The 25,385-nt window shown below is 43.5% G+C and carries 20 protein-coding genes, 1 pseudogene and 1 CRISPR repeat array; of the genes and pseudogenes, 18 read left to right on the top strand and 3 right to left on the bottom strand.

Annotated features, from left to right (window positions below):
- The first annotated feature begins 185 nt into the window (after positions 1–185).
- From GO003_RS18735 to cas2 (GO003_RS18695), 9 genes are all read left to right on the top strand, one after another.
- Complete coding sequence (locus tag GO003_RS18735) at positions 186–2,282, top strand: CRISPR-associated ring nuclease (protein ID WP_231089082.1); 2,097 nt, start codon at positions 186–188, stop codon at positions 2,280–2,282.
- Positions 2,279–3,418, top strand: coding sequence for a Card1-like endonuclease domain-containing protein (locus GO003_RS18730; RefSeq protein ID WP_159659265.1), 1,140 nt, complete (start codon positions 2,279–2,281; stop codon positions 3,416–3,418). The genes GO003_RS18735 and GO003_RS18730 overlap by 4 nt, the downstream gene beginning before the upstream one ends.
- Before the next feature lie 73 nt (positions 3,419–3,491).
- Positions 3,492–6,580: a CRISPR direct-repeat array (repeat unit 37 nt; unit sequence ATATAAATAAGAGACCTTAATAAGAAGGGATTAAGAC).
- Positions 6,581–7,151: 571 nt separating this feature from the next.
- Complete coding sequence (locus tag GO003_RS18725) at positions 7,152–7,340, top strand: hypothetical protein (protein ID WP_159659266.1); 189 nt, start codon at positions 7,152–7,154, stop codon at positions 7,338–7,340.
- A 104-nt stretch (positions 7,341–7,444) separates the two neighbouring features.
- On the top strand, positions 7,445–7,735 hold the full coding sequence (locus tag GO003_RS18720; protein WP_159659267.1) for a type II toxin-antitoxin system TacA family antitoxin: 291 nt from the start codon (positions 7,445–7,447) through the stop codon (positions 7,733–7,735).
- A gap of 270 nt (positions 7,736–8,005) precedes the next feature.
- Positions 8,006–9,277: a TIGR02710 family CRISPR-associated CARF protein gene (locus tag GO003_RS18715; protein WP_159659268.1), complete on the top strand. Its 1,272-nt coding sequence runs from the start codon at positions 8,006–8,008 to the stop codon at positions 9,275–9,277.
- 124 nt (positions 9,278–9,401) lie between these two features.
- Entirely contained in the window at positions 9,402–9,686 is a 285-nt protein-coding gene (gene cas2, locus GO003_RS18710) for a CRISPR-associated endonuclease Cas2 (protein ID WP_159659269.1), read from the top strand.
- Between the two features lies 1 nt (position 9,687).
- Positions 9,688–10,647, top strand: coding sequence for a CRISPR-associated endonuclease Cas1 (gene cas1 / locus GO003_RS18705; RefSeq protein ID WP_159659270.1), 960 nt, complete (start codon positions 9,688–9,690; stop codon positions 10,645–10,647).
- Positions 10,648–10,716: 69 nt separating this feature from the next.
- Positions 10,717–11,460 carry a CRISPR-associated endonuclease Cas1 gene (locus GO003_RS18700; RefSeq protein ID WP_159659271.1) on the top strand — a complete coding sequence of 248 codons (744 nt, stop codon included), beginning with the start codon at positions 10,717–10,719 and terminating at the stop codon, positions 11,458–11,460.
- Positions 11,460–11,789: a CRISPR-associated endonuclease Cas2 gene (gene cas2 / locus GO003_RS18695; protein ID WP_159659272.1), complete on the top strand. Its 330-nt coding sequence runs from the start codon at positions 11,460–11,462 to the stop codon at positions 11,787–11,789. The genes GO003_RS18700 and cas2 (GO003_RS18695) overlap by 1 nt, the downstream gene beginning before the upstream one ends.
- A gap of 1,131 nt (positions 11,790–12,920) precedes the next feature.
- On the opposite strand, the gene GO003_RS18690 is transcribed toward cas2 (GO003_RS18695), so the two are convergent.
- Positions 12,921–13,337, bottom strand: a complete 417-nt coding sequence (locus GO003_RS18690; RefSeq protein WP_231089081.1) for an acetate and sugar kinases/Hsc70/actin family protein — start codon at positions 13,335–13,337, stop codon at positions 12,921–12,923.
- Positions 13,338–13,403: 66 nt separating this feature from the next.
- Between GO003_RS18690 and GO003_RS26430 the strand changes: the two genes are divergently transcribed.
- Together GO003_RS26430 and GO003_RS18680 are read left to right on the top strand one after the other, a co-directional pair.
- A complete protein-coding gene (locus tag GO003_RS26430) occupies positions 13,404–13,727 on the top strand; it encodes an HU family DNA-binding protein (RefSeq protein ID WP_456238218.1) in 324 nt (107 codons plus the stop codon).
- A 388-nt stretch (positions 13,728–14,115) separates the two neighbouring features.
- Positions 14,116–14,682, top strand: a complete 567-nt coding sequence (locus GO003_RS18680; protein ID WP_231089080.1) for a reverse transcriptase domain-containing protein — start codon at positions 14,116–14,118, stop codon at positions 14,680–14,682.
- Between the two features lie 32 nt (positions 14,683–14,714).
- Here the strand turns inward: GO003_RS18680 and GO003_RS18675 are convergent, their stop codons facing one another.
- Both GO003_RS18675 and GO003_RS18670 read right to left on the bottom strand, forming a co-directional pair.
- Positions 14,715–16,511, bottom strand: coding sequence for a recombinase family protein (locus tag GO003_RS18675; protein ID WP_159659467.1), 1,797 nt, complete (start codon positions 16,509–16,511; stop codon positions 14,715–14,717).
- Between the two features lie 143 nt (positions 16,512–16,654).
- Entirely contained in the window at positions 16,655–16,984 is a 330-nt protein-coding gene (locus GO003_RS18670; RefSeq protein WP_159659468.1) for a ribbon-helix-helix protein, CopG family, read from the bottom strand.
- A gap of 65 nt (positions 16,985–17,049) precedes the next feature.
- Between GO003_RS18670 and GO003_RS18665 the strand changes: the two genes are divergently transcribed.
- From GO003_RS18665 to GO003_RS18640, 7 genes and pseudogenes are all read left to right on the top strand, one after another.
- On the top strand, positions 17,050–17,691 hold the full coding sequence (locus GO003_RS18665; RefSeq protein ID WP_231089079.1) for a reverse transcriptase domain-containing protein: 642 nt from the start codon (positions 17,050–17,052) through the stop codon (positions 17,689–17,691).
- Positions 17,692–17,792: 101 nt separating this feature from the next.
- Positions 17,793–17,867, top strand: a pseudogene (locus tag GO003_RS26265) (DNA-binding protein HU); the annotation flags it as partial.
- 252 nt (positions 17,868–18,119) lie between these two features.
- On the top strand, positions 18,120–19,334 hold the full coding sequence (locus GO003_RS18660; RefSeq protein WP_159658293.1) for an ABC-three component system protein: 1,215 nt from the start codon (positions 18,120–18,122) through the stop codon (positions 19,332–19,334).
- The gene (locus GO003_RS18655; RefSeq protein ID WP_159658292.1) at positions 19,331–19,774 is read left to right on the top strand and encodes a three component ABC system middle component; all 444 of its coding nucleotides are present in this window, start codon (positions 19,331–19,333) and stop codon (positions 19,772–19,774) included. The genes GO003_RS18660 and GO003_RS18655 overlap by 4 nt, the downstream gene beginning before the upstream one ends.
- Positions 19,771–21,624, top strand: a complete 1,854-nt coding sequence (locus GO003_RS18650; protein ID WP_159658291.1) for a DUF3732 domain-containing protein — start codon at positions 19,771–19,773, stop codon at positions 21,622–21,624. Before GO003_RS18655 ends, GO003_RS18650 begins: the two co-directional genes overlap by 4 nt.
- 829 nt (positions 21,625–22,453) lie before the next feature.
- Positions 22,454–23,914, top strand: a complete 1,461-nt coding sequence (locus GO003_RS18645; RefSeq protein ID WP_159658290.1) for a sel1 repeat family protein — start codon at positions 22,454–22,456, stop codon at positions 23,912–23,914.
- Positions 23,911–25,287 (top strand): hypothetical protein, encoded by a 1,377-nt coding sequence (locus GO003_RS18640; RefSeq protein WP_206444743.1) that lies wholly within the window; start codon positions 23,911–23,913, stop codon positions 25,285–25,287. The genes GO003_RS18645 and GO003_RS18640 overlap by 4 nt, the downstream gene beginning before the upstream one ends.
- Positions 25,288–25,385 lie beyond the last annotated feature (98 nt).

The following is a 25,385-nucleotide window of genomic DNA, read 5'->3' as shown; positions in this document are numbered from 1 at the left end:
TGGCTCGATATGGAATTAATTACTTTGCAAATGGATCTGGGTGAAGCGTTACGTCAACAGTAGTTGGGTTGCCTGCTTTTCGCAACCCAACAATTCACGTCATGGCCTTGAAAGTTGAGTTGACAATTGCCGCCTAAAGACGAACACACAAGTTAGGAACAATCTAAAAAGGCGACAAAACCCCCATGACCAAAAACATCCTCCTTTGCACCCTGGGCGCCAGTTGGGCCGTTATTCCTGAGGCTTACGCATTTTTAGCGCCGGAAAAATTGCCTCTCTACCAAAACCATCCGCAGAAAGACCACCTGGAGGCGCTTAAAAACAGTTGCCAGCTCCAGGCGCCTGATGAAATCTGGGTGTGTACCACACAAGGTCAGCAAACTCAGCAAAGCTTGGACCTGTTGCAACAATGGCAACAGGCGTTGAATGCGCCGCCGATATTAAGGATTTGGCAAGCTGCGCACACCGATCAGCTCGCAAGCCAGGCAGAGTGCGAACATATTCGTGAATTGATTGTCCGTGCCGGGCTTAAAGCACATGCTCACGCCAATGGCGGGCAAGTGGTGCTTTCGCTGGCAGGAGGCCGCAAAACCATGAGTGCCGACTTGCAATGGGCAGGCAGCTTGCTCGGTTGTCAGGCTTTACTGCATGTCATCAGCGACGATAGCCGTTTAATAAACTCAGACTTGTTTAAACCTCAGCCTCAGTTGCTGGCTCAACAATTACGGGCCGAATTAGCCCAGCTGATTACTCCGCTGATCGCCGGACATACGCTTCGCAGTGATCTTCTGGATATTACTGTCGATCATACCGGCCCAATAGAAACGGACCTGTATCCATTATTGTTGCCGGAGGATAATCAAGCTTTACAATTTACCGGCGAGAATCAGTTAACCACAGAGCTGAGTAAACGCGAAAAAGCCAGTAGCCGCCTCTTTGGCAATTACTTACAAGACATCAGCCGCGATGAACGGCATGAAAACTGGCGCAGTTTATACCGCCTGCCGCCCCGACAGATCAATAAACTCCGCACAACGCAACTGGGCGAACAACACCGTGATTGGTTGATTAAGCTGCCCAAAGCCGATTTACACCGTCATCTGGGCGGTTGCCTGAACCTTCCCGCACAGCGGCAGGTCGCTCAAGCCATTTGGCAAGCGATGACCGGCGCCGAACAAAATGACGCGCTTGAGCAGTGCAAACCTCTATTGGAAAGCCCTAAATGGCCTATGGAATGGCCCGACACCATAAAAAAAAGGGACAAACGCAGCCATTTTTCGGCGGCATTATTGACCCATGCGAAAACCGACCAATTGGAATACAACCTCTGGGAGGCGACCGGGCCGCGACTCGCCTTAAAAAACAGTGCCTATGGTTTCGCCGCCTACGAACGCCCCGGTGAATTGTCCGGCTCCGCCTTGCTCAGTCATCCTGCTGCCATCAAACCCTATGCGGAAGCCATCGTTCAACAAGCCGTTGCCGAAGGTCTGGCTTATGTCGAGTTACGCGGCAGTCCTCAAAAATACGGCGATGGATTACGATTTTTAACAGACTTTTACCAGGCACTCAAAAGCGCACTCGCAAGCTTGACAACACAAAGACAACCAATATTTCGTTTTATTATCATAGCCGACCGCCGCGATCCGCCGGAAAAACTCAAGACCACCATCGCCATGGCCGTTCAAGCCAAATACGTTCTGCCCGACTTTATTGCCGGCATCGATTTAGCCGGTGATGAAAAACAGGCCTCGCCGGAACAATTAGCGCCCCTGTTTACCGACGCTTTTAAAGAATGTCTCCCCATTACCATACATGCGGGGGAAGGGGAGTCGGCGGAATCGATCTGGCAGGCCGCCTATCATTTGCACGCAGATAGAATCGGTCACGGTCTGACGCTCAATGACAATGACAAACTAGCGCAGCGCTTCAGAGACCGTAACATTTGCCTGGAGTTGTGTCCTACCTCCAATCGCGAAGTAGTCGGTTACCGGGATCCCCACTATCCACAAAGCCAGTCCTATCCAACCTATCCACTGATTGAGCTCTGGCAAAAAGGTTTACCCCTGACCCTGTGTACAGATAATCCGGGCATAAGCCGGACCACTTTGGCCGATGAATACCTGGCGGCGGCCAGAATGACAGACCCTGCACTCAGTCAGTGGGACGTCCTGGCTATAATCAAACAAGGTTTTGTGCACAGCTTTATGCCGGGAAGAGAAAAAGAAACACTGTTAAAAACGATCGATGCCCAACTGTACCAATTTATTTCGGAAACCCAATGACCCTCACCACCCACATGATCCTGGTATCTGCCCAACCGATACCGAACCTGACACCGTTGCTGGATGACAGCTTGGGCGTAAAAAAAGTGATAATGCTGGTCAGCACCGACATGCAGAAACGCAGCATTGCGCTGGAAGCCATCCTCAAACCGCGCGGAATCAAAGTTGAGCGTCACACGGTTGAAGACCCCTGGGATGCAGCAATGATCAGTGATCAGGTCCTGGACATCCTGACGGACTACCCCAATAGGAACATAGCCCTAAATGCCACAGGCGGCACCAAGTTGATGAGTATTGCCGCCTACGAAGCCTTTCGCAGCGACGACTTTCCGGTTTTTTATGTGCATCCGGAAAAAGACCGGCTCATCTGGGTAACGCCTCGGCAAGCGCCGGTCGAATTGGCCAATCGCCTGAAAATCAAGGATTACCTGATGGCCTATGGCGCCGAGTCTGTCACTGTTCCCTCTGTTTTGGGTGTACCGGAACCCGTCAGACTCCTCACCCAAAATCTGTTGACCGATATTGACCGCTACGCCATTGAACTGACGACACTCAACTTTTTAGCGTATGAAGCCAAAGACAAGCCCCGATTAACAGTCACCATCAAAGAAAGTCCTGCCGCCAGAGCCCGGCTGTGGGACTTGATAGAACTGTTTGAATGCGCGGGGCTTTGTTCAATCAATGGGCAACAGCTGAGTTTTGCTGACGAGGAGGCCCGTTTTATCGCTAACGGCGGTTGGCTTGAATTGCATACCTATGCCTTGTGCCTTAACTTGAAAAAAAGCCTGGATATTCAGGATGTCGCAGCCAACATCACCATTCATCGCAAACCGGGAGGGAAAGACGAGGTAAAAAACGAAATCGATGTCGCCTTGATCAAAGAAAACCGGCTTCATTTGATGGAATGCAAAACCAAACGCTATCAACAAGACAAAGACGCCGATGCGCTTTACAAACTGGACAGCTTGAGGGATTTGGTCGGCGGCCTGCAAGGCCGTGCCATGCTGATTAGTTTTAATGAATTGGACAAAACTGCCCGCGCTCGCGCCAAAGAGCTTAAAATAGCCGTGCACTGCAAAAGTGAATTACGCAATTTACAGCAACACCTCACCCATTGGCTAAAATCGGATAGATAACTTTTTAAAAATGAAAAATCCTGTTAACCACCCTAATAACCTACTGATAAATAAAGGAGATCAACGCCAAGCGATATAAATAAGAGACCTTAATAAGAAGGGATTAAGACTTCTGTTTTTTTCGCGTAGTTTTTCGACCAGTTTTATATAAATAAGAGACCTTAATAAGAAGGGATTAAGACGTTACTACTTTGTTAAACTTTCTCATGATACGTATATAAATAAGAGACCTTAATAAGAAGGGATTAAGACAATGTTAATTAATTACATTACATTATTGCTATTGAATATAAATAAGAGACCTTAATAAGAAGGGATTAAGACTCGATAGTTTCTAAAGTATAACCGCTTTTTAAATATAAATAAGAGACCTTAATAAGAAGGGATTAAGACGAGAAACTCGATACTCTTTTCTTCACTTTGTTTATATAAATAAGAGACCTTAATAAGAAGGGATTAAGACAGCATTAGCATTTAGCATTAATGCTTTTTTGATATAAATAAGAGACCTTAATAAGAAGGGATTAAGACGAATTATCTTTGTTTGCGGCTTTCTTATGAAACGATATAAATAAGAGACCTTAATAAGAAGGGATTAAGACGTTACCCTGCATACATAAACAATCTCAAAATCAAATATAAATAAGAGACCTTAATAAGAAGGGATTAAGACTTTTTTTGCAATAGCGGTTAAAACTATGTCTTTAAATATAAATAAGAGACCTTAATAAGAAGGGATTAAGACAAGAAAAAAGTTTTTCATTTAAACCGCCTGGATTATATAAATAAGAGACCTTAATAAGAAGGGATTAAGACTCTATAGAATGACAATCTATCTACAGATATAATTATATAAATAAGAGACCTTAATAAGAAGGGATTAAGACTATCCATCAATCGGTGTTCCTTCACCGTGATTACATATAAATAAGAGACCTTAATAAGAAGGGATTAAGACTCATTTAATGCCATATGGTACTTAACTTTTGAATATAAATAAGAGACCTTAATAAGAAGGGATTAAGACAACAATGACTGACGATTATCAAGCAATTTTTTAATATAAATAAGAGACCTTAATAAGAAGGGATTAAGACAACTGGTCAAGTAATGACTGACGATTATCAAGCAAATATAAATAAGAGACCTTAATAAGAAGGGATTAAGACTCGCTCCGGTAGATAGTAGCTTCATAAAACGTCGGTGGGATATAAATAAGAGACCTTAATAAGAAGGGATTAAGACTCTATCGTTAAAGTACTAGCGTACTCTTTTAAGTTCATATAAATAAGAGACCTTAATAAGAAGGGATTAAGACGCAGTTTGAACTGCAGGCTCAATGGCATATATGATATAAATAAGAGACCTTAATAAGAAGGGATTAAGACGTATAAATTGTTCATGATATTTCATCCTCTTATATAAATAAGAGACCTTAATAAGAAGGGATTAAGACAGCACAATGTTGTATAGACCGTCATTCTGTAATTATATAAATAAGAGACCTTAATAAGAAGGGATTAAGACTTTGAAAAACCCATTGATTCAATATCTTTTTTAGTATATAAATAAGAGACCTTAATAAGAAGGGATTAAGACAGCAACGTGTTGGGTAAGATTCAAAGTGTACATATATAAATAAGAGACCTTAATAAGAAGGGATTAAGACCAACTATAGTTGTTACACCGATAAAGGCGCTAAGATATAAATAAGAGACCTTAATAAGAAGGGATTAAGACACTTTTAGTATTGTTGACATGGTAAACCCTCTTTTATATAAATAAGAGACCTTAATAAGAAGGGATTAAGACTGAAGGCAATGGGGTAGTCATAGTCTAATGCCCCATATAAATAAGAGACCTTAATAAGAAGGGATTAAGACTCTTCACTGGTGGGTAAACTAGCAAATGTAAGAATATATAAATAAGAGACCTTAATAAGAAGGGATTAAGACCTCCTGCTCAGCCGGTACGTTGCCTTTTTTATTGATATAAATAAGAGACCTTAATAAGAAGGGATTAAGACATGACGGTGGCGTGTGATGGGTTGATATGGGAAAATATAAATAAGAGACCTTAATAAGAAGGGATTAAGACTCTATATTAAAACCCAATTCTGTAACATATCTTTTATATAAATAAGAGACCTTAATAAGAAGGGATTAAGACTGTTAAAGAGTAGCGGCTACGGCGTCAATTACTACATATAAATAAGAGACCTTAATAAGAAGGGATTAAGACACCACTTCGCGATACATAGTCGCAAAAGTATTCAAATATAAATAAGAGACCTTAATAAGAAGGGATTAAGACGAATTCGTTTCTTTTAGTGCTCATTGTTTAACCATATAAATAAGAGACCTTAATAAGAAGGGATTAAGACTCAAATACTGGCGACAATGCGCGTGACGATGCGATATATAAATAAGAGACCTTAATAAGAAGGGATTAAGACCTTCTCATGTTGTTCTCCAGGCTGGCGCATCCTATATAAATAAGAGACCTTAATAAGAAGGGATTAAGACCGCATTGTTGATCAACTGCCAGTTCATATACGCTATATAAATAAGAGACCTTAATAAGAAGGGATTAAGACACTTCAACTTTAACTTCCCCATCTAGCCCCTATATAAATAAGAGACCTTAATAAGAAGGGATTAAGACCACAGTTGTAGGTGTAAGGTGAGCAAAAGGATTAATATAAATAAGAGACCTTAATAAGAAGGGATTAAGACGATATTATTGATACTAGTAGGCTTATAGATTCTAAATATAAATAAGAGACCTTAATAAGAAGGGATTAAGACGATAATAAATGATTTAATAAGTTTGGTGTTCTTTATATAAATAAGAGACCTTAATAAGAAGGGATTAAGACCAGTACCTCTATCTGTACCTGAAGAGAATTCTTATATAAATAAGAGACCTTAATAAGAAGGGATTAAGACGCGATTTACCGCAAAGGGCGTCAACCATTGCAGACTATATAAATAAAAGACCTTAATAAGAAGGGATTAAGACTCAGTTTTGACGTTTGAATTGTGCAGCTCAGCAAATATAAATAAAAGACCTTAATAAGAAGGGATTAAGACGCACTGAGTGCGGTTAAGTCTGTATTAGAACGCATATAAATAAGAGACCTTAATAAGAAGGGATTAAGAAGTGCGTCCAGACATACCCATTAACTTGTGAGGCTATATAAATAAACAGGGTAGGATTCTCAGATATAGGATGTGCTGAGGTACGAAGCGCATCAATCGCGATGGATGCGCCTCCTATCGTCGGCACATCCTATAAATTGTCCCCCCCTTTTTTAGAATGGGAGATTGAGGGGGATATGTTTAAAAATGACTGTGATGGCATTAAAAGTGGGCGTCGCCCCGGCATGGATTGCCGGGGTCCAGAAGCCATGGAAGGCGTTGGGCTCTCACATCCCTGTGACCTGGGTTCCGGCAATCCCTGCCGGAATGACGGTGTTGATTTACTTTCAACTAATAACGCGGACATAACCTTTTTTCAAATATAAATCAGAGACCTTAACAAGAAGGGATTAAGAAGTGCGTGCAGACATACCGATTAACTTGTGAGGCTATATAAATAAACAGGGTAGGATATCTAAGATATAGGATGTGCTGAGGTACGAAGCGCATCAATCGCGATCGATGCGCCTCCTATCGTCGGCACATCCTATAAATTGTCCCCCCCTTTTTGAGAAAGGGAGATTGAGGGGGATATGTTTAAAAATGACTGTGATGGCATTAAAAGTTGGCGTCGCCCCGGCATGGATTGCCGGGGTCCTGAAGCCATGGAAGGGGTTGGACTTTCACATCCCTGTGACCTTGGTTCCGGTGATCCCTGCCGGAATGACGGCGTTGATGTTCTTGAAATGACGGATGCAAACCTAGTTTTTTCCAAAGGCTGAATTTTGGAATAATTCACTTGCAAAAAGTGATCAGAGGCGAGAAAGTTGCGTGTGTCGGTTGTACCACCAAATAATTTAGGTCCGCAAATTCCTTAGAGGCATTTATGACGACTACAGCTACTGTTGTAACCCGAACTGCAAGATTGGGCCTTCGCGCTACACCCGAGCAAGAAGCGCTATTACGTCGAGCAGCCGAGGTCGCGCATAAGTCTTTAACCGACTTTATTCTAGATAGCGCCTGTCAAGCAGCTGAGCAAACCTTACTCGACCAACGATTGTTTACGGTGTTAGGCAATCAATATCAAGATTTTTTAAATTTTTTGGATGGGCCCAGTGAAGAAAGTAAGGGCTTAACTGAGTTATTTTCCCGAACCGCTCCATGGGATGATTCATGAATTACTCTCGCCCTGAGTCCCTTGGGGCATCGCACCCTTTTGATGTTTTGATTGTGGCAAACCAGCGCTTAACGAGTGGTTGACTCGTCATGCCAAGCAGGTATTCGGCCAATGCTGACGCACCCGATTGATGCCGAGGCCGCCCGTTTTTACAGGCGCTTTGGATTTATCCCCTCGCCATTACAAGAGCAACAGCTTTTGCTATTACTTAAAGACGGGCGGCGTTGGGCCAGGTAAAGTTAAAGCCCATTTCACTCATTGACAAATAATATGACCTCTATCCTGATTTGCACCGTTGGCGGAAGCCATCAACCCATAGTCACCGCTATCAAAGATTTAAGGCCGGACTTTGTTTTGTTCATCTGCACCGATAAAGATCCTGCGACGGGGCGCCCCGGCTCCAATCAACAAATTACAGGCATCGGTAATTGTATCAAGGCTTCGAATCAGGACGAAAAACCCAGCCTGCCCAATATCCCGAGTCAAGCCGGTTTGAAACCGGATCAATTTGAGGTTTGTCTGACTTTATCCGATGATCTGGACCGTATTTATGCGGATTGTTGCCAGGCACTTGAGCGTTTGGTGGGGCGTTTTCCTGATGCCATCATCGCAGCAGACTATACCGGTGGAACCAAATCCATGAGCGCGGGTTTGATCATGGCGGCGATGGAACGTCAGGACATCCAGTTACAACTGGTTACCGGCAGCCGTGCCGATTTGATCAAAGTCCATGACGGTTCGCAATTTACCGCTACCGCGAATATCGAAAAAATCCGTTTCGAGCGTCTGATTGCACCTTATCGGCAAGCTTGGGGTCGGTTTGCGTACAGTGAAGCGGAGGCGGGGCTCAAAGCCATCACTGCGCCGAGTAATGCCCAACTTCGTGGCCAGTACACACGGTTTCGCGATTTAAGCCGCGCCTTTGCTGAATGGGATAATTTTAATCATCAAACGGCGGTCGACCTGTTGCAAAACTATGCGCCCAGTTTGCCGCAGGCACTTAAAGTCCATCTGCCTACCGTCCTGCGTTTACGCGATAACCGTCCGGAAAAACGTGAGGCCGCGCAGTTGTTTGATTTGTATTTGAACGCTCAACGCCGCGCTGCGCAAGGTCGATATGACGATGCCGTCGCCAGGATCTACCGGCTTATCGAATGGACGGCGCAATGGGTGTTGAAATTACAATGCGGGATTGATACCAGTGATATCAAAGAAAACGACATTCCGGAGGCGGTTGAACTGACCCACAATCGGGACAAACGGTATCAGGCTGGGTTATTTGCCGCGTGGCAGTTGATCAAGCATAAAACCCAAGGTCCTGCGGCTGCGTTTATTCGTGAGGAAGAAAAAACCCTCTTGAATCAGATCAAAAGCCGCAATCAATCGATTCTGGCGCACGGTTATGATCCGGTACAACAACACAACTGGCAGCAATTGTCAGAGTGGCTGGAAGCTCAATTTATCCCCATGCTGCTGGCCGAAACCAAGCAAGTCGGCATTAAAGACTTGCCGGCACAATTACCTCGGTATTTTGAGCTGTAACACCCGACACTTCAATGCGCTCGTCCCGATCACGGTCAAATCGATAGGCGCGATCTGACGCTTCCATTTCCTTCACAAGCTTGCCAATGCTTTCAGGCCGGATTGCCTGGGGTATTGTTTAGCCATGACACAACGACAGCTGTATTTAGCCGCTTACGATATTTCCTGTAACCGCCGTTTGCGCAGGGCACTGTTTGTGTTGCGCAGTTATGCCTCGGGTGGTCAAAAATCAGTGTTTGAGTGTTTTTTAACGGCGACAGAAAAAGCCCAATTGCTTGAGGACATCAGTCTGGTCATAGATCCTGATGAGGATCGCTTTATTTTACTCAAGCTGGCTGGCGTTAAGCACATACGGACATTGGGTAAATCGGTTCTACCTCAGGACGGTTCTTTTTATTATGTGGGGTGAGATGAGTAGTTTGTTTCTGGATAGAAAAAACTTGTCAGTCAAGCTGGATGGTCAAGCGCTGGCATTGTATGAGGATAATGTCAAAAAAGGCACCGTGCCGCTGCATTTGCTTGAGCGTGTGGTGTTACGGGGGAATGTGCAGTTGGAGAGCCGGGTGTTGGGCGCGTTAACGGAACGTCATATCGGCTTGTTGGTTTTGTCTGGTCGCAATACCGAGGCGACGGCGATGCTGGCTGCACATTCGCACAGTGATGCCCGGCGGCGCTTAGGTCAGTATCAGACCAGTCTGGATGAAGGCCTGAGAACAGCGTTAGCGCGTTGGCTGGTGCTGATCAAAATTCGCGCCCAGCAGCGTTTACTTCGCGATGCGTTGGCGGCCAGAGCCGATTTGCGTTACCCGTTAACCGGTGCGTTACACACCTTGGATGGCATTATCGATCAATTGCGTGACGATACCGTTGATGTGTCGCTGAGCAGTCTCCGTGGTTTTGAGGGAGCGGCGGCTGCGGCCTATTTTGGTGGTTTTACGCATTTGTTTGCCGACTCTCTCCAGTTTACCGGACGTAAAAAGCGTCCACCGCCCGATCCGGTCAATGCCTGTTTGTCGTTGGGCTATACCTTGCTGCATTACGATGCGGTGCGCGCCTGTCATTTGGTCGGCTTGGATTCGATGCTAGGGTTTTATCATGATCTGAGTTTTGGCCGGGAGTCCCTGGCTTGTGATTTGATGGAGCCGTTGCGGCCCGTGATGGATCGATGGGTGTGGCAGCTGTTTAAGGAGCGTCAGTTAAGAGTAGAGCATTTCAGTGATGATAATGGCCGGTGTTTGATGAATAAAACAGGCCGACAATGCTTTTATGCTTTTTACGAATCACAAGCCGGCGCTTCCCGGCGGCTTTTACGGCGTTATGGGTATGCGCTGGGTAAGCGGTTTATTGCTGATTGCAAACAGGCGGGTTAAGAGTTTTGCTATCAATTTTAGGTAATTAACGCGCTGTCCTGAGTCATCATTTAATTTTCCGGAGGATACATGCGGCCTCTTTATATTGACGGTTCACCCGGTTGCCGGGTCGTGCTGGATGATCCGGCATTACGCGTAATGGTGCCGGATAAAGCTGATCAATTGTTTCCGTTATCCCGTATTTCGCGGGTGGTTTGCAACGGTGTGGTGGATTGGTCAATGTCGGCGTTACTGGCCTGTGCCGATGCCGGAGTGTATCTGATTTTTCTGGAAAAGAACGGAGAGGTGAGGGCGCGCTGGTTGGGCCGAGGTAGTACCCGGCAATCGCTAACCCAGCGGTTGGTCGATTTGCTGGCCCGCGCCGATGGCTTACAAAGGTATGAAAATTGGTATTTATCCATGGAAAAGCTGGCCGCTCGCAGTTTTGCGCGCAGAATGGGAATCAAAGACTGGCGGGAAGTGTCGATCAATGATTTGCAACGGCAGTTGACCTTAAGTTTATCGGATGAAGGGCGCTACAAGGCCAATTTGCTTCAGGGCTTGCTGCACAGTGAATTATTGAATTGGCTGCCGGAGTGCGGCTTTAGCCATGACGATGACGCTTTGCTGTCAGGTGAATTAGATTTGGCGAAGGATTTAAGTAAGCTGTTACTGTGGGATTGTTATCCATCGCTGTTGTCCGGTTCAGAGGGCAATAATACTAAAGCGCTGGGTGCTGTGGCCATTTTGTTTGAGCAGCGAACCGACCGGTTTTATTTGCTGTTCCGAAGCACGATCAGCAAGTTGCATCAATTTTTGCTATCGGTCTGCTAATGGCCGACAGTCAACTCGGTTTATATCTTATTGCCTATGACATTGCCAACCCCAGGCGCTTGTCGAAAGTGCATCGAACATTGAAGCGAAAGGGTTTGCCGGTTCAGTATTCCGTTTTTACTGTGGTGTTAAAGCGCAGGTCCTTGTTACGATTGCTGGCACACATGGAAGAATTGATTGAGCCGGTTGAGGATGATATTCGCTGTTATCGTTTACCCGAACAATTGACGGTCAAAACATTGGGTCGCCAGTTTTTTCCCGAGGATGTGCTGTTGTTTACGGGCGGGGTTAACCGGATATTGAGTTCTGGTAAAGAAAATGAGAGTTAATTGATCAGCGCCTTGCCGGTTAATGTCAGTATCGGGAAAGCAGTGTTCAGGGATCATTGTTAGAAACTATTCTTCGGTCTACTCTTGGCTGGCTTAATAGTGGTCCAAGATTCTGGCTTCACGATTCCATCAATACACTCTCCTTCTGAACAACTATCTCTTTTTGAGCACAACCAAAAAGAGATAAAAAACAGGCTATCAATAACAGGTATTTTTTGGGTATAAAAAACAAGTGTTTTTTAGGTATAAAAATCATGTAAAACTCGCGTGTCAAAACGTTAAATGAGACCCTTAAAAAGCCCTACATTTGAGGGGCCTTGTGAAAGCTGAAAAGTTGATCTCCTATATGTATGTTACTGACTAAAAAAAACGCGTCAGTAACGCGCGTCAGTAACATGCGTCAGTAACGTTTTGTTACTGACCAGAATCAACCTGGAAATATAGGTACTATTATGATACCTATTATAGTACCTAATTTGATACCTAATTTAGTACCTATTATGATACCTAAATTGACACCTAATCCAACACCGATCAATCAAAATCCGAGTTACCAATCAACCTCAAGGCGCTACTTGAAACCTCCCTATTCAGGGCCTTGGGCGCGTTTTCCTCATAAACAACACCCGTACTCACTGGCTCAACCCTAACCTTCTTTTCCACGGTTTTCCGTGTCTTGATTGGCGAGTCTGCCCGACTTCTTTCGGTCTTTTGCCTGGGTACCCTCGGCGCATTGAGCTGTCCGATATACGCGAGCATCGCTTTTTCAAGGTGGATAGCTGTCTGCCTTCCCCGTCCATCTGAAGTTAATGAGTCCAGCCAATCAATAATAATTTCATGATTGGGGTTTAATTCATCCTGATTATAAAGATGTTTCAGCTATATATTCGGACGCGTCATTCCGGCAGGGATTGCCGGAGCCGTCAGACCGCGTTAGCGAATCCAGGTCACATGTATAGCTCGGAGCTTACCATCCATGGCACTGGATGCCCGTTTCCCGACGGGCATGACGGGCGCTTTTGGATTTAGCTGAAACATCTTGCTAATCAGGTAATTCATTGAGCGTCAGCTTGATCTGTCTTTTTTTATCCATAATGGATTACCTGGTTAGGCACCTGATTTCGCTTTCAGCTAAAGATGTATACCCCTGGCTACCGCAAAAAAGTTATCATCCATGAGTTCAGCATGAGGAATTGAGTTGCGAATCGCTCCAATAAAGTAAGGCGCACCACCCCCTGCAACAAAGACACGCATGTTTTTGGCGTTATCCCAACACCGGTAGATTTCTTTTATAATCGGCTCGGCAATCAGCACTGCGATACCGGAAATCTCTTGGCTCACATCGGTTTCAACATTGAGAATCATTACTTTCTTGGTACGCAGAACCTCGTAGATATCAGGTAGTTCGAGCTTCATGTTGTGTTCTTTACTGAAAAACAAAGCGCACTTATCAGCTAGAACCGAAACCCCTGTACACACGCTACCGGCTTTATTATGAGCAAAATCAACGGTTGTAGACCGCTTGATGGCGCCGGATATTACAGTCACGATTAATGCGAACAGTGCCTTCGAAAATATCACTCATTCTTTTCATTAATACTCAGCAACCTATCTATGAATAAATCCGAATTCATCGACGTCATCGCTCAACAGGCCCAATTGACCAAAGCAGATTCAGCGCGGGCATTGCATGGCTTGCTCAACACCATTCAAACGACCTTGAAAGAAGGGATTCCGTCACCTTGGTCGGATTTGGCAGTTTTGAAGTCAAAGCCCGCGCCGAACGGACCGGTCGGAATCGTGCGCCCACGAGGGCAACTTATTAACAGGGTGGAAGTCCCTGTCGGCGTAAGCCATAACGCCGTAGCTGAAAGTAACTGCGTCATTGCGAAGTGGGGTGGAGAGCAACTGGAAGCGAAAAGGCAGTCCGTAGGATAACGAATCCGATTCGGCAGGGCAAGGCGGCGAGTCTGCGGTTCCATGACGAAGCCTGAAAATCATCAGTTACGTTGACATGGCGAATGAAACGATAACTGGGCCTACCAAGTGGTTGGGAGCGGAATGTCAGGAAGGTAAGTTGAAGTAAGTGGGGAGACCTGCCGCTGAGGTGACGGTGGCAGGAGTCAGAGCCCTCATAGTAGTGACTCAGTAGATTGACAGAGAGAAAATGAAGTCGCTCCCTGGAGAAGCGGAAAAGAAATCTCCAACAACAAGACGTTGTGTGAAACGCCTCTCTGTTACACGTCCAATAGACTGAAGAAATCACGGTAAGCAAAGCCGTGACGAGCGAAGGGGGGCAGGAAGAGAAAGAGGAGGACTACATAGAATGCAGCTGAGACAAGCTATTTCGTCAGTGTTGGCAACAACTAAACAAGAAACAGACAGCTACGACCGTTGGTCGTGGGTAGAAGCATCACTATGGACGAAACCTATGTTGACAGCGCTGGAAAACGGCGTAAAAGGCGGCAAATGGTTTAGTTTGATGGATAAAGTCTATGCGATGGCAACGCTACAAGCGGCTTGGCAACAAGTGCAAAGAAACAAGGGCAGCCATGGTGTAGACGGGATGAGTGTGGAACGTTTTGCACTGAAGCAGGAGCATTATTTGCAAGAGCTACAACAAGCGTTAAAGGCGGGTAGTTATCAACCCCTTCCGGTCAAACGGGTGTTTATCCCAAAAGCAGGAGGTGGCGAGCGACCACTTGGAATTCCAGCAGTTAAAGACCGAATTGTGCAAACAGCTCTGAAAATGATGATTGAACCCATTTTCGAGAACGAGTTTGTCGAACACAGTTACGGATTCAGGCCACAAAGAGGCTGTAAAGATGCGCTAAGGAGAGTCCATAAAGGCCTGAAAGCAGGGCAAACCTGGGTAGTGTGGATGCGGATATGAAAAGTTTCTTCGATACCATCCCTCATGCCCCGCTAATGGCTGAAGTTGAAAAGCTCATTAGCGATGGTAAAGTTCTGCAACTGATACACGCGTATTTGAAACAAGACATCATGGCTGGACTGGAACGCTGGACACCCGACGCGGGCAGGCCCCAAGGGGCGGTCATCACGCCCCTTACACAAAAGAGAACTTTTATCGATCAGCATCGCATTTTGCTGGGCAGGCGATTTAGAGGTTTGCGGATTTCCGCCTGCCGGCGTAGTTTGTACCGATATGGAATGCTTGATCGTAATCAAACCCTTTCCCACAATGACCTCTTTAACCAGCAACCGCATAATTTTCTGGCGCTGACCAATGTCAAGGGTATCGGCATTTGAGCGCAAGCGATCCAGAAAGGCTGTGAGGGTTTCGGCTAAGCGTAAATACGCTGCCCGATCCGCCGTTTGGCTATTGATGGCCTGAAATTCTGCCTGCATCGCTTGTTCGCGTTGTCGTAAAGGCGGCATTCTGACACGAAGCTCCTCAAGCGATAGTAACTCTTCCTGGTAGGCCGTCAGTAATCGATCAATGCTTTTGCGTACGCGAATCAAATCGCGGTTAAGCGTTTCCAGTCGGCGCTTGGTTGGACTGGCATCGCGAGCGGCTTCCAGTCGGCGATTTAATTCATTTTGAATGAGTGTTGGATCCTCCAGCAGCCGGAGAATTTCGTCCCAAACCAGTTGATCCAGTAAATCCTGACGAATGGGTTTTTCATCGCAAAGGGCTTTCCCGCCATGACGATAAGCGTCAGAACCTGTACAACGGTAGTAGTAGATTTTACGTGCCGATGAGCGTGACGAATTTCGATAGAGAGCATAGCTGCACTGGCGACAATGCACCAGCCCCTGGAGAATACTAGGCTTGATGGTACGTCGTAAACTTTGCAGTTTGTTATTGGCCAGCTTTTCCTGCGCTAAAGCGAACGTGTCTTCACTCACCAAAGCGGGTACCGGAATTTCTATCCATTCGCTAGGTGGTCGTTCATGGCTAGCAGTATTACAAGACGATAGGCCGCCGCGCAACCGCAGTGGCCGGGTAATACGTTGACGTGCCGTTATAGCGGTTTTGCCAAAACAAGCGCGACCTTGGTAGGCCGGATTACGCAGTATTGCCCAGATCACGGAACGCTCCCAACGAGGCTTTTGTTTCCGGGTGGGCACGCTTAAATCGGTCAACTGGCGGGTAATCGCGCCAATACTCAGTCCTTCCACCGTATATAAGTTGAAGACCTTGCGCACGACCTCCACTTCGCTTTCGATAATTTCATAGTAGGCTGCAGCTTCATCGGTTTTGCGAATATATCGATAACCAAAGGGCGCGCCACTCAAGACGCTGACTTCACCTTGTTTTGCCCGATGCCGTTTACCACGCCGTGAGCGTTCCAGAATTTGCGCCCGCTCGTATTCGGCAATCATGCCCTGAAACTGAATCAGCAATTGATCTTCCGGGGTGCCTGAGTGCGGCGATTTGATGAACACCATCTCGACACCATGCCGGGCCAGTTCTTCAGTCAGTAAAACCTGGTAAGCGTATTTGCGGCTCAATCGATCTGGGGATAGTGCCAGAACCGATTGAATTTGACCTTCTGCGGCTAAATCCCGGATTCGTTCAAGCCCTGGCCTGATTAAATTGGCCCCACTATAACCTTCATCTTCGAAAATCCATTCATCCGGTACTTGGTAATTTTCTTGCTGGGCAAACTCTATCAGCGCCGCAGTCTGACTGGCTATGGTCTTCTCCTCCTTCTGCTGATCCGAAGAGACGCGGGCATAAATGGCGGCTATTTTCATGGCTTTCCCCTTTTAGTCCTGTGGATTCATCAATACGGCGTTCCCGGTTAGGAACCAGAATGGCAAATGCTTGCTCCAGCTTGGTGGCTTGCAGACGATCAAAAGTATATTCCAATTCAATATCATGACTTCGCCGAGGGCGATTAGCCATGGCGGTGCAACTTGTCGAGAAAGCTGGTGACGGCCTGCGCCACAATCTCGCCTATCGACATGCCGCTGGTTTGTGCGTATGACCGAAGTCGGCTCACAACATCTGCAGATATTTTGATCGTGATTGGGATAGAGGGGGAAGCGACCAATACTGGCGCATCGATTTTTTGAGCATCCTGCAGATATCGGTAAGCCTGCCGACGAGATAAACCAAATTGTTGTGTCAAGGTTTCGGCGGCTTCGGCCAAGGTGTAACCCTTTGCCAGCAAGTCGAATGCGGCATTCAACCGGTGAGTTTTGTCGGTGTTTGAGGATCGCATCATGAGTCATATATTTATTACCTTTTACGTCTCATGTCAATCAATGAATTTGAACGGCAGAATGAAATTTGCCGTTCAAACTCAAAGTTCTCTTTTGTGTCTATGGCGTGATTAGTCCGTTGTTGGCTAACCTGTATTTGCATTCATTAGACCAACGGATGGCGCAAGCCGGTTACACGATGCTCAGATACGCAGATGATTTTGTGATTCTCTGTCAAAGCCAGGAAGAAGCTCACAGTGCTCTGGTGTTGATTCAGCAATGGGTCAATGCTAAGGGTTTGGCCTTGCACCCAGACAAAACCCATGTGGGTGATTGCTTGGAAGAAGGTCAAGGCTTTGAGTTTTTGGGTTATAGGTTTGAGGCGGGTAAGCGCTGGGTCAGAAAGAAAAGCCTAAAAGCGTTAAAAGACAAAATCAAAAGGAAGACCAAAAGGACACGTGGTGACAGCATGGCAACGATTATAAAAGACCTTAATGCGATGCTGATAGGCTGGTTCAACTACTTTAAACACGCTCATGAATGGACGTTTCCAAAGCTTGACCGATTCATAAGGCGGCGCTTGCGAAGCCTAAGAAATAAACAAAGAACCGGACAATCAGGATTTGGACGTTCAATACACCTAAGTCAACTGATGCCAAATGCGTATTTTGCTAACCTTGGGCTTTTCACCATGAAAGAGGCTCATCGTATAGCTTGTCAATCCCGATGAGGAAATTCTCGACTGGAGAGCCGTGTGCGGGAAAACCGCACGCACGGTTCGGAGGGAGGGGAGGTTAATAGCCTTCCCTACCCCTATCACAAAACGGAACCCCCATTACCATTGCTGCCGCTAATATCCCTGGTTTCAAACCCGGAAAAAACCTGAAAGACGCGGTCAATAGCTAATGGGGGAGGGGCTGAGGATTTCGGCTCCGGATTATTCTGATTCAGTTTTATTGCAATTCTGAACCATCGCATTTTGTCCTTTCAACGCTGTTGTTTCCTTTTGGCTATGAATTTACGCTTCTTTATACCTGACATTCGCCAAGTGTCACTAACGACCCAAAGCGGACATTGAACCAAGTAAACTATCACCACAGTTCGTATAGCCTAAATTTGCAATAAAGATGAGCTAAAGAAAATTAGAAAGAGTTTAATGTGACGAGCAAGCCTCATACTGAAAAAACATCTGCCGCAGGGACAATTGTTGGATTTGATTTCCAATATTACTATTTCTTGTACAAGCTGCTGATACTCAAAAAAGGCGAAACAATTGGATTTGAGGCTTTGGATGATGTGCATACCCAGCTTAACAATGATCATCAAATTCTCATTCAAATCAAACACTCAATCCAAAAAAAATCTAATGGGACTACCGCCAACTTAACTGAGCTTGACCCCGACCTTTGGAAGACGATGTATAACTGGAGTGCTGTTATAACGGATAAAAATGATGGTCGAGAAAGCCAGATTGATCAAAGAAAATTTGTACAAAAAACCACTTTTATTTTGGCAAGCAATAAGTCATTCACATCGAGCAACACCTTTTTATCAAAGATTTCTGATTTTCAGGTCGGACAAATCGATTTTGAAAAAATGAGTAACCACCTCAAAGGGTTACACAAATCTACAAAGTCAGAAGAAATAAAGAGTCATATAGGCTTGGTTATTAGCCTAGATGAATCTGTCTTAAGTGAGTTCTTACGCAACATAAAATCCGAACTGAATGTTGCCAACATAATTGATCAGTGTAAAACAGCTCTTGAGGAAAAAGATGTTAACCCAAGAGCAATTGATAATCTATTCAATCAATTAGATTCAGTTGTACGACAGGATATATTTAAAAACTTCTCTGATAACAAAAAGCTTATTTATTCTTTTGAAGAAAGAAGTCGTAAGTTTCGCAGATACTTTGATATCGCAAATAACCCTGAGCTCAAGATACGAAAATTTGAAGGCGGGCTGCCTGACCGAATAGAAGAACAAACGTTTATTAAGCAGCTCTTAGAAATAGAAGACATCAACCTGAGCGAACAGGAAATTATCCAAAATTATACTCGTTATAGGATCATGTTAGAAAGTAATTTGTCTAATTGGGTTGCCGAAGGCCAACTGACATCTGAAGAAATTGGAATATTTGAAGATGATATTTTTCGCCAGTGGGAGACGGAATATAGGTCGTCATATAGGGGGAAGCGCAATCCTGATGAATATATTGATATAGCCCACAATATCCTGAAGGCAATGAGAAGTAAGGCGCTTTCAATTTCAGGGCAAAAATTACTCTCAGATATGAGCCATGGAAGCTTGTATAGCCTATCAAACAGACCTGTAATTGGCTGGCTTAAAGATTGGAAGGAAAAGTACAAGTGAGAACCGAGGCTTTAAATAACTTGGCCTTTGCTTCACTAGCAATTGCCATGGTTGTTGAAAAATCAGGAAAGCTCGAATTAACGAAAGCATTGTTAATAATGCCTTTCTTGGCACACAAAGAGCTGCTGTCATATTTGGCCAACGGAAAAACTCAGGTAAGAAGCCTAGACAAGTTGATCGTAGACAAGCTTCACTGCTTTTCAAATTTTAATGAACGATACTACGACAATCTGGGTACATCTTTAAATGCACTGCAATTTCTCTCTGAGGTCGATGTGGTATCAATAGAGAACTCACATATCGTTTCAAGGGAGAAAATTGAGTATATGAGTTTAATGGGTACTCGATCAGATAAAGCATCAAAAGCCTCTCATAATCTATCAAAGATTTTAAGCGAAGATGCGTCAAGCCTATATTTGAACTTAAGGATTGAGCTATGAAGTATTCAATACATAAAATAATCCTTTGGATGAACGACAACAGTGGCTATAGGAGAGAGCTACAATTTGAAGAAAACAAAGTAAATGTAATAACCGGAGAGTCAAACACTGGGAAAACAGCAATTCTGCATATTGTTGATTACTGCCTTTTCGCATCAAAGCACAAAATCGCCGAAAGCCAAATAAATGAGAACGTAGTCTGGTACGGACTTAATTTTAAAATTAACGACAAATATTTTACTATCGCAAGAAAAGCACCTAATAGAACCAACGTATCAAGTGATTATTACTTTTCATCGACTGGTGAGATTCCGGAGTTTCCATCACCGAACATGACAGAGGGAAGCTTAAAAGAAATACTGGAAACTGAATTTAATATTGATAAAGATGTAACAATCCCATTTGGCGGCAGATCCTTAAAGGCCAATAGTAAAATTTCATTAAGATATTTTATGTTATTTTGCACCATCTCGGGAGACATAATTCAGCATAGCGAAGTGTTTTTTGACAAGCAAAATGACAGCAGATACAGAGAGGCACTTCCTCGAATTTTTGATCTGGCCGTAGGAATTGAGACAATCGAAAACATTCTCAAGCGCGAGAAAGTGCTATCTCTGCAAGCTGAACTGGCGAAAATTGAAAAAAAGAATAAACAAATTTCGGAAAAAAAATCCGAATTTCATGACGAACTTAAAAGCATCGCTATGGAAGCAAAAGAATATGGGCTTATTGATGAAGGCGATGATATACCGGACTCAATAGAATCCCTAAAGTCTGTCATTGATGATGGAATTAGCCAAGCTTATGACACAAAAGGAAACAGGTTTGACGAAATAATATCAGAGAAAAATTTGCTGGAAAGAAAAGTGAGAAATCTCATGAGATTTCAATCCGCATACAATGAGTACAAGTCTAGCCTAAATGTTATAGAGGACAGTTTGAAACCAGTAGAATACTGGAGAAATAAAGACGAAATAGTAAAAACATCCATTTTTGACACTCTGATAACGTCGCTAGAGGAAGACTTACAGCGAATTAAGCAGCTCAATAGAAAAAGAACACCAATTGACGGGAAAACCTCTGATGAAATAGCCGCGTGCAGGCGTTTAATAAATGAACTTGAAGAGGAAGCAAGGGGCTTGCCCAAGCAGGCTAAGAGCTTTGGTGACGATAGAGATAAGTATATTTTTCTCGGTCAAACAAAAACAAAAATCGATATTTATCAGCCTAAAAATGATTATGATGAAATAAAATCAACAAAAGAAATTGAGGAGCAGATAAATTCAATTCAGGTTCTTGATATTACAGAAAGCAGAGAATTATGCATAAAGGTTGTAGAAGAAATTATTCAAGGGTATATGAAATTAGTTGAAACATCTCTAGAGAATTACGGTAATTATTTACCAGTCTTTAATTACAAAGACAAAAAAATTGATTTCAGAAAACCCAAAACGACTTATATTGAAGCCGCCGGGAGCAGTTCAAATGATATGTTTAAGCATTTATTTATGTTTTTAGGGCTTCATGAGTTAATGCTCACTAAAAACAACAAACATGTCCCTTCTTTTTTACTAATTGATCAACCAAGCAGGCCATATTATGGCGAAGAAGAAAATGTATCCGAGACGAGACTACATCACTCGGACAGAGCAAAAATCATAGATGCGTTTAAATTAATGGATACATTTATAGGCAACGTTTTAAACGACATGAAGCAATCCTTTCAAATGATTGTGTTTGAGCATGTCCCAAAGGATTACTTTAATGACTTTGACAACATCCATTTGGTTGAAGAGTTTCGAGACGGGAACGCACTCGTTCCTCAAGAATATTTGGATAGCTTAAAATAGTTTCTACATAGGTACTCCGGGGACAGTTCATTGAGATATTTGGGTGCAAAGTAAAAACTCAATGTCCGCTTTTGGCCGTTTGGTTGAGGTCACCAATGGCCGCTTTGAAGACTTCCAGTCCGCAAAACTGAATTTGGCTGACCGGCCGCTTTGGAGAAGCGCGAGTGGCAAAAATGGGTCGCTCGGCGACCGTCCGCTCTTCAGATTGATCGCCGGGAAGCTGTCATTGAATTCCGATACCCGATAGCTGCCGGTCGCCACAGAGTTAAACCGACCCCTAGCGGTCATCGGCTCCTAATAACTGACAGACTGGTTCACCAGGCATAGCGGACAGTCGTTCTGGGGACCCAACTAGCATTACCAGCCAAAGCATGAGGACTACCTTACCTATTGTGTAGCTGGGTGCAAGATTCCAAATGACAATATCAATTAGCTTTAGTCACCAAACCTTCTTCTACATAAAATAGATTATACCGATACACTTCAGTACGTTAAATTGTTCTCGATACTACCCAAAAACTCCCACAGTTCTCCCATTACATTGCTGGCAATTTATCTCATACTACACACCATGTTGTGAAAGCGGATTCATGGCGGAATACCAGCAGCTTCAAAATCAGGTAATTTCTATTTCCATTTATAGATGAACATAAAATGATAATCACGATAGCACAGTGATTACGACAGGATATTTAACCAAACGAATCAAGCGTAAATCATCGAGAATACTGACATGAAAAGATTACCTGAAGCCGTTTTTAAAAAAATGACGAATGGATGCTCCATGGCGAAACTTAAACTTATCAAGCACACAGGTTAGGTCGAATTAATGACTACAAACAACGAAATAACCGTTATAGAACCACATTTTGAAAAGTGCAAACGATTAGCTGAACAAGGGGACGCTAATAGTCAATGGTGGTTAGGGCGTATTTACCAATATGGACTTGAAGATGCTAGACAAGACTATGTAGAAGCATTTGAGTGGTACAAAAAAGCTGCCGAACTAGAGCCAGGTGTTCAATATGACATAGGCAATTGTTATCGATATGGATATGGAGTTGAACAGGATGATGTCAAAGCATTTGAGTCGTATAAACAAGCCGCAGAAAATCATAATTTGGATGCTCAACTTTGCTTAGGAGATTGTTACTATTATGGGTATGGAGTTGAACAGGATTATAGTCAAGCTGCTTATTGGTACGAACTGGTCGGTGGTTCAGAAGGAAAAATAATTTATCAATGGCTTAACTGTCAAATTAAGATGAAAAACTTTGAATTGGCAAAACAAGCTATTACAGAAGTATATAGCGATGCCTTTGATTCTGAAAAAGATTATAAAGACACTTGCTTAACCGCTATTGGACTGGCCGAGCAATTAGAAGAAAAAAACCAACAACTTGAATTAGAAATTAAGGAAAAGGAAAAAGCATATCGTGCTATACATGAAAAAGAAAAAGAAATGCTCTCTTTCTTTACTCACACCATGCGTAATGCCCTCGCCACTGCGCCGGAATCGCTTAGACAAGCCATTCATTTGTTAGGTGGCGAGGTCTACGAAAAAGACACCAAGCACTATCAAGCGATCAACAAAATTGCTTCATTGTTTTCCACGCTATCCTTGACCGATTGCTTGATTGACACCTTTAAGCAGTCGATCAGCGACCCGCAAGAGTTTAAACAATCCTGGCAAAAAGATCACACGGGGGAAGCAACGCTTAGGTTGGTGATTGCTTCGTCCTTACGGCAATCGCTAAACCGCATCATTTTTATGAGCGATACCAGCGAGTTAAGAAAGCTGCTTGATAACCCGGAAACGGCGTTAATAAAGGCAACGCGCAAGTCTTTTATTGAAGAAGTTTTGCCGCTTAATGTCGACAGTCAAGGTGTTAATGTATTCTATGCCTGGACGCTTAAGCATATTTCGGCAATTGATGTGTCTATAGTAGACTGCGATAAGCTAAATTTTGGCGTTAATCAAATCCGCTTTTCTTTGTTGTTTGCCATCACCTCTGAGCTTATTTTAAACGCTTTAAAATATTGGGATGGTGAGAACCGCATTCAAATTAGCTGGCAGTTGGCAGAGCAAGGCAACTATGCGTTCTCGGTTAAAAATCATTGCAAAGCCAATGCGACCAGCAACCTAGCCGGTACCCACAAAGGCTTGGCATTTATCAAGCGATTGGTTGAACTATTAGGCGACCAAGCACAATTTAATTGTAAAAGCGAAGATCAGCTTTTTATAGCGGAGTTAATTTTAAATAAAGCCTTATTTGACGGGGAAGTATGAATATCTTATGGATTGAAGATTTTGGGGGAGGATTTGACCGAGGCAAAGCCACATTAAACCTGATGTTTCAGGACTTAATCAGTTTTGACAACTGGGATGAAGATGAGCTGAGTTTATTAAGTAAACCCAGTGATTTGGAAAATTTTTGTAAAGAAAATTCGGCTTTGCATTGCGTCTTTTTGTGCCGTCATTATTTTGATTATGTTGATTTTAAGGCAAACAACCAGTTAGCCAGAAAAGTTGATGCAGTAATTATCGACATTCGCTTGGATAATAATGTCGATTTTGACTTGCTTATCCCCAACGATTCGCAAGAAAAACAAAAATTTCATATCAATGCCGGTTTTTATATTTTTAATGACTTGGTGCATTTAGGGTTTCCCGCTGAAAAGATGTGTTTTATGACCGGAGAAAAGAATTCTTTTAGCGGTTTTAAAAAACAATGCGATGACATTTATATTCCAGAAGTCGTAGGCTTTGAAAAAAGCGATCCTGAGTATGTGAAGTTAAGGCAATGGATTAAAGAACGAGAATCTGATTATGCGATTTTAAGGCGAGGGGTTATTAAAGGTTGTCGATATTTAAAAGCATTAAAGGAAAGTTTACGTTTTGACAAATTCAGCAAGGATGATAAAAAGCCAGCTTTCTTGGATGCAGATGATTATTTGGATGTTTTAGAAAACTTTTTACCATTGCGTGAACCCAGTAACAAAGCCGCATTGTATAAACTCTTTATCAGAACGTTAGCGCACGAATGGGAAGAATCGGTTGAGCCTAAAAGAATAGATGATAACCAAATAACGCTTGCATTTTCATGGATAATGAAAATGACTCGTAATTGGATAACCCATAATTCCACTGCTATTTTTAATAATCTGAATGAACATGACGTTGCTTATTTATTCATTTGCAATATGCGGGCAATTTTTGATTTAGGCAATGAAGCAAAGGGCTATGAAAAAAATCTGTTTTTGTTGTTCAATAAAAGCGAGGAAAGCGAAGCGTTTAAACAGTCTGAACTAATCGTTAAAGAAAAGCGTATTCCGCTGGTTAAGCACTATGTTTCATACTTTAATGAAAAGACCAAGACCAAGGGAATTCAGGTTCATAACATACTGCATGATTTACAAAATGATAAAGGTAAATTAAAAGCTAAAGGCGATGATTTTTTTATTACCGGACTTTATCACTCATTTTGGTTTTTGACTTCAGAGCATGATGAAAAAAAAGATATAGCCCTAGAAAATAATCGCAATCCAAATCAAGTTTACATATCAAAGCACTATACATTTTCTTTTTTTGATTACGCTCAGCCTGAGTTTTTACTAAAATTTGCCAGTCATATTTACAATCGTAGCTTTGCAGAGTCATAACCATCATGACCACCGTAAAAAATGATTCAGCAAGGCTGGGTCGCCAATATGGACGAATTGATTGCCGAATCCATGCGCCGTTATCTGGAATCGCATCT

It is taken from the genome of Methylicorpusculum oleiharenae (genome assembly GCF_009828925.2).
GTDB classification, from domain to species: Bacteria; Pseudomonadota; Gammaproteobacteria; order Methylococcales; family Methylomonadaceae; genus Methylicorpusculum; species Methylicorpusculum oleiharenae.
This window is presented reverse-complemented; position numbering and strand designations above follow the sequence as displayed.

What these genes read in the sequence shown, in the direction of transcription:
- GO003_RS18735 (WP_231089082.1), top strand. Translation starts at nt 186, where the DNA reads ATGACCAAAAACATCCTCCTTTGCACCCTGGGCGCCAGTTGGGCCGTT.
- GO003_RS18730 (WP_159659265.1), top strand. Translation starts at nt 2,279, where the DNA reads ATGACCCTCACCACCCACATGATCCTGGTATCTGCCCAACCGATACCG.
- GO003_RS18725 (WP_159659266.1), top strand. Translation starts at nt 7,152, where the DNA reads ATGTTTAAAAATGACTGTGATGGCATTAAAAGTTGGCGTCGCCCCGGC.
- GO003_RS18720 (WP_159659267.1), top strand. Translation starts at nt 7,445, where the DNA reads ATGACGACTACAGCTACTGTTGTAACCCGAACTGCAAGATTGGGCCTT.
- GO003_RS18715 (WP_159659268.1), top strand. Translation starts at nt 8,006, where the DNA reads ATGACCTCTATCCTGATTTGCACCGTTGGCGGAAGCCATCAACCCATA.
- cas2 (WP_159659269.1), top strand. Translation starts at nt 9,402, where the DNA reads ATGACACAACGACAGCTGTATTTAGCCGCTTACGATATTTCCTGTAAC.
- cas1 (WP_159659270.1), top strand. Translation starts at nt 9,688, where the DNA reads ATGAGTAGTTTGTTTCTGGATAGAAAAAACTTGTCAGTCAAGCTGGAT.
- GO003_RS18700 (WP_159659271.1), top strand. Translation starts at nt 10,717, where the DNA reads ATGCGGCCTCTTTATATTGACGGTTCACCCGGTTGCCGGGTCGTGCTG.
- cas2 (WP_159659272.1), top strand. Translation starts at nt 11,460, where the DNA reads ATGGCCGACAGTCAACTCGGTTTATATCTTATTGCCTATGACATTGCC.
- GO003_RS26430 (WP_456238218.1), top strand. Translation starts at nt 13,404, where the DNA reads ATGAATAAATCCGAATTCATCGACGTCATCGCTCAACAGGCCCAATTG.
- GO003_RS18680 (WP_231089080.1), top strand. Translation starts at nt 14,116, where the DNA reads ATGCAGCTGAGACAAGCTATTTCGTCAGTGTTGGCAACAACTAAACAA.
- GO003_RS18675 (WP_159659467.1), bottom strand. Translation starts at nt 16,511, where the DNA reads ATGAAAATAGCCGCCATTTATGCCCGCGTCTCTTCGGATCAGCAGAAG.
- GO003_RS18670 (WP_159659468.1), bottom strand. Translation starts at nt 16,984, where the DNA reads ATGATGCGATCCTCAAACACCGACAAAACTCACCGGTTGAATGCCGCA.
- GO003_RS18650 (WP_159658291.1), top strand. Translation starts at nt 19,771, where the DNA reads ATGAAGTATTCAATACATAAAATAATCCTTTGGATGAACGACAACAGT.
- GO003_RS18645 (WP_159658290.1), top strand. Translation starts at nt 22,454, where the DNA reads ATGACTACAAACAACGAAATAACCGTTATAGAACCACATTTTGAAAAG.
- GO003_RS18640 (WP_206444743.1), top strand. Translation starts at nt 23,911, where the DNA reads ATGAATATCTTATGGATTGAAGATTTTGGGGGAGGATTTGACCGAGGC.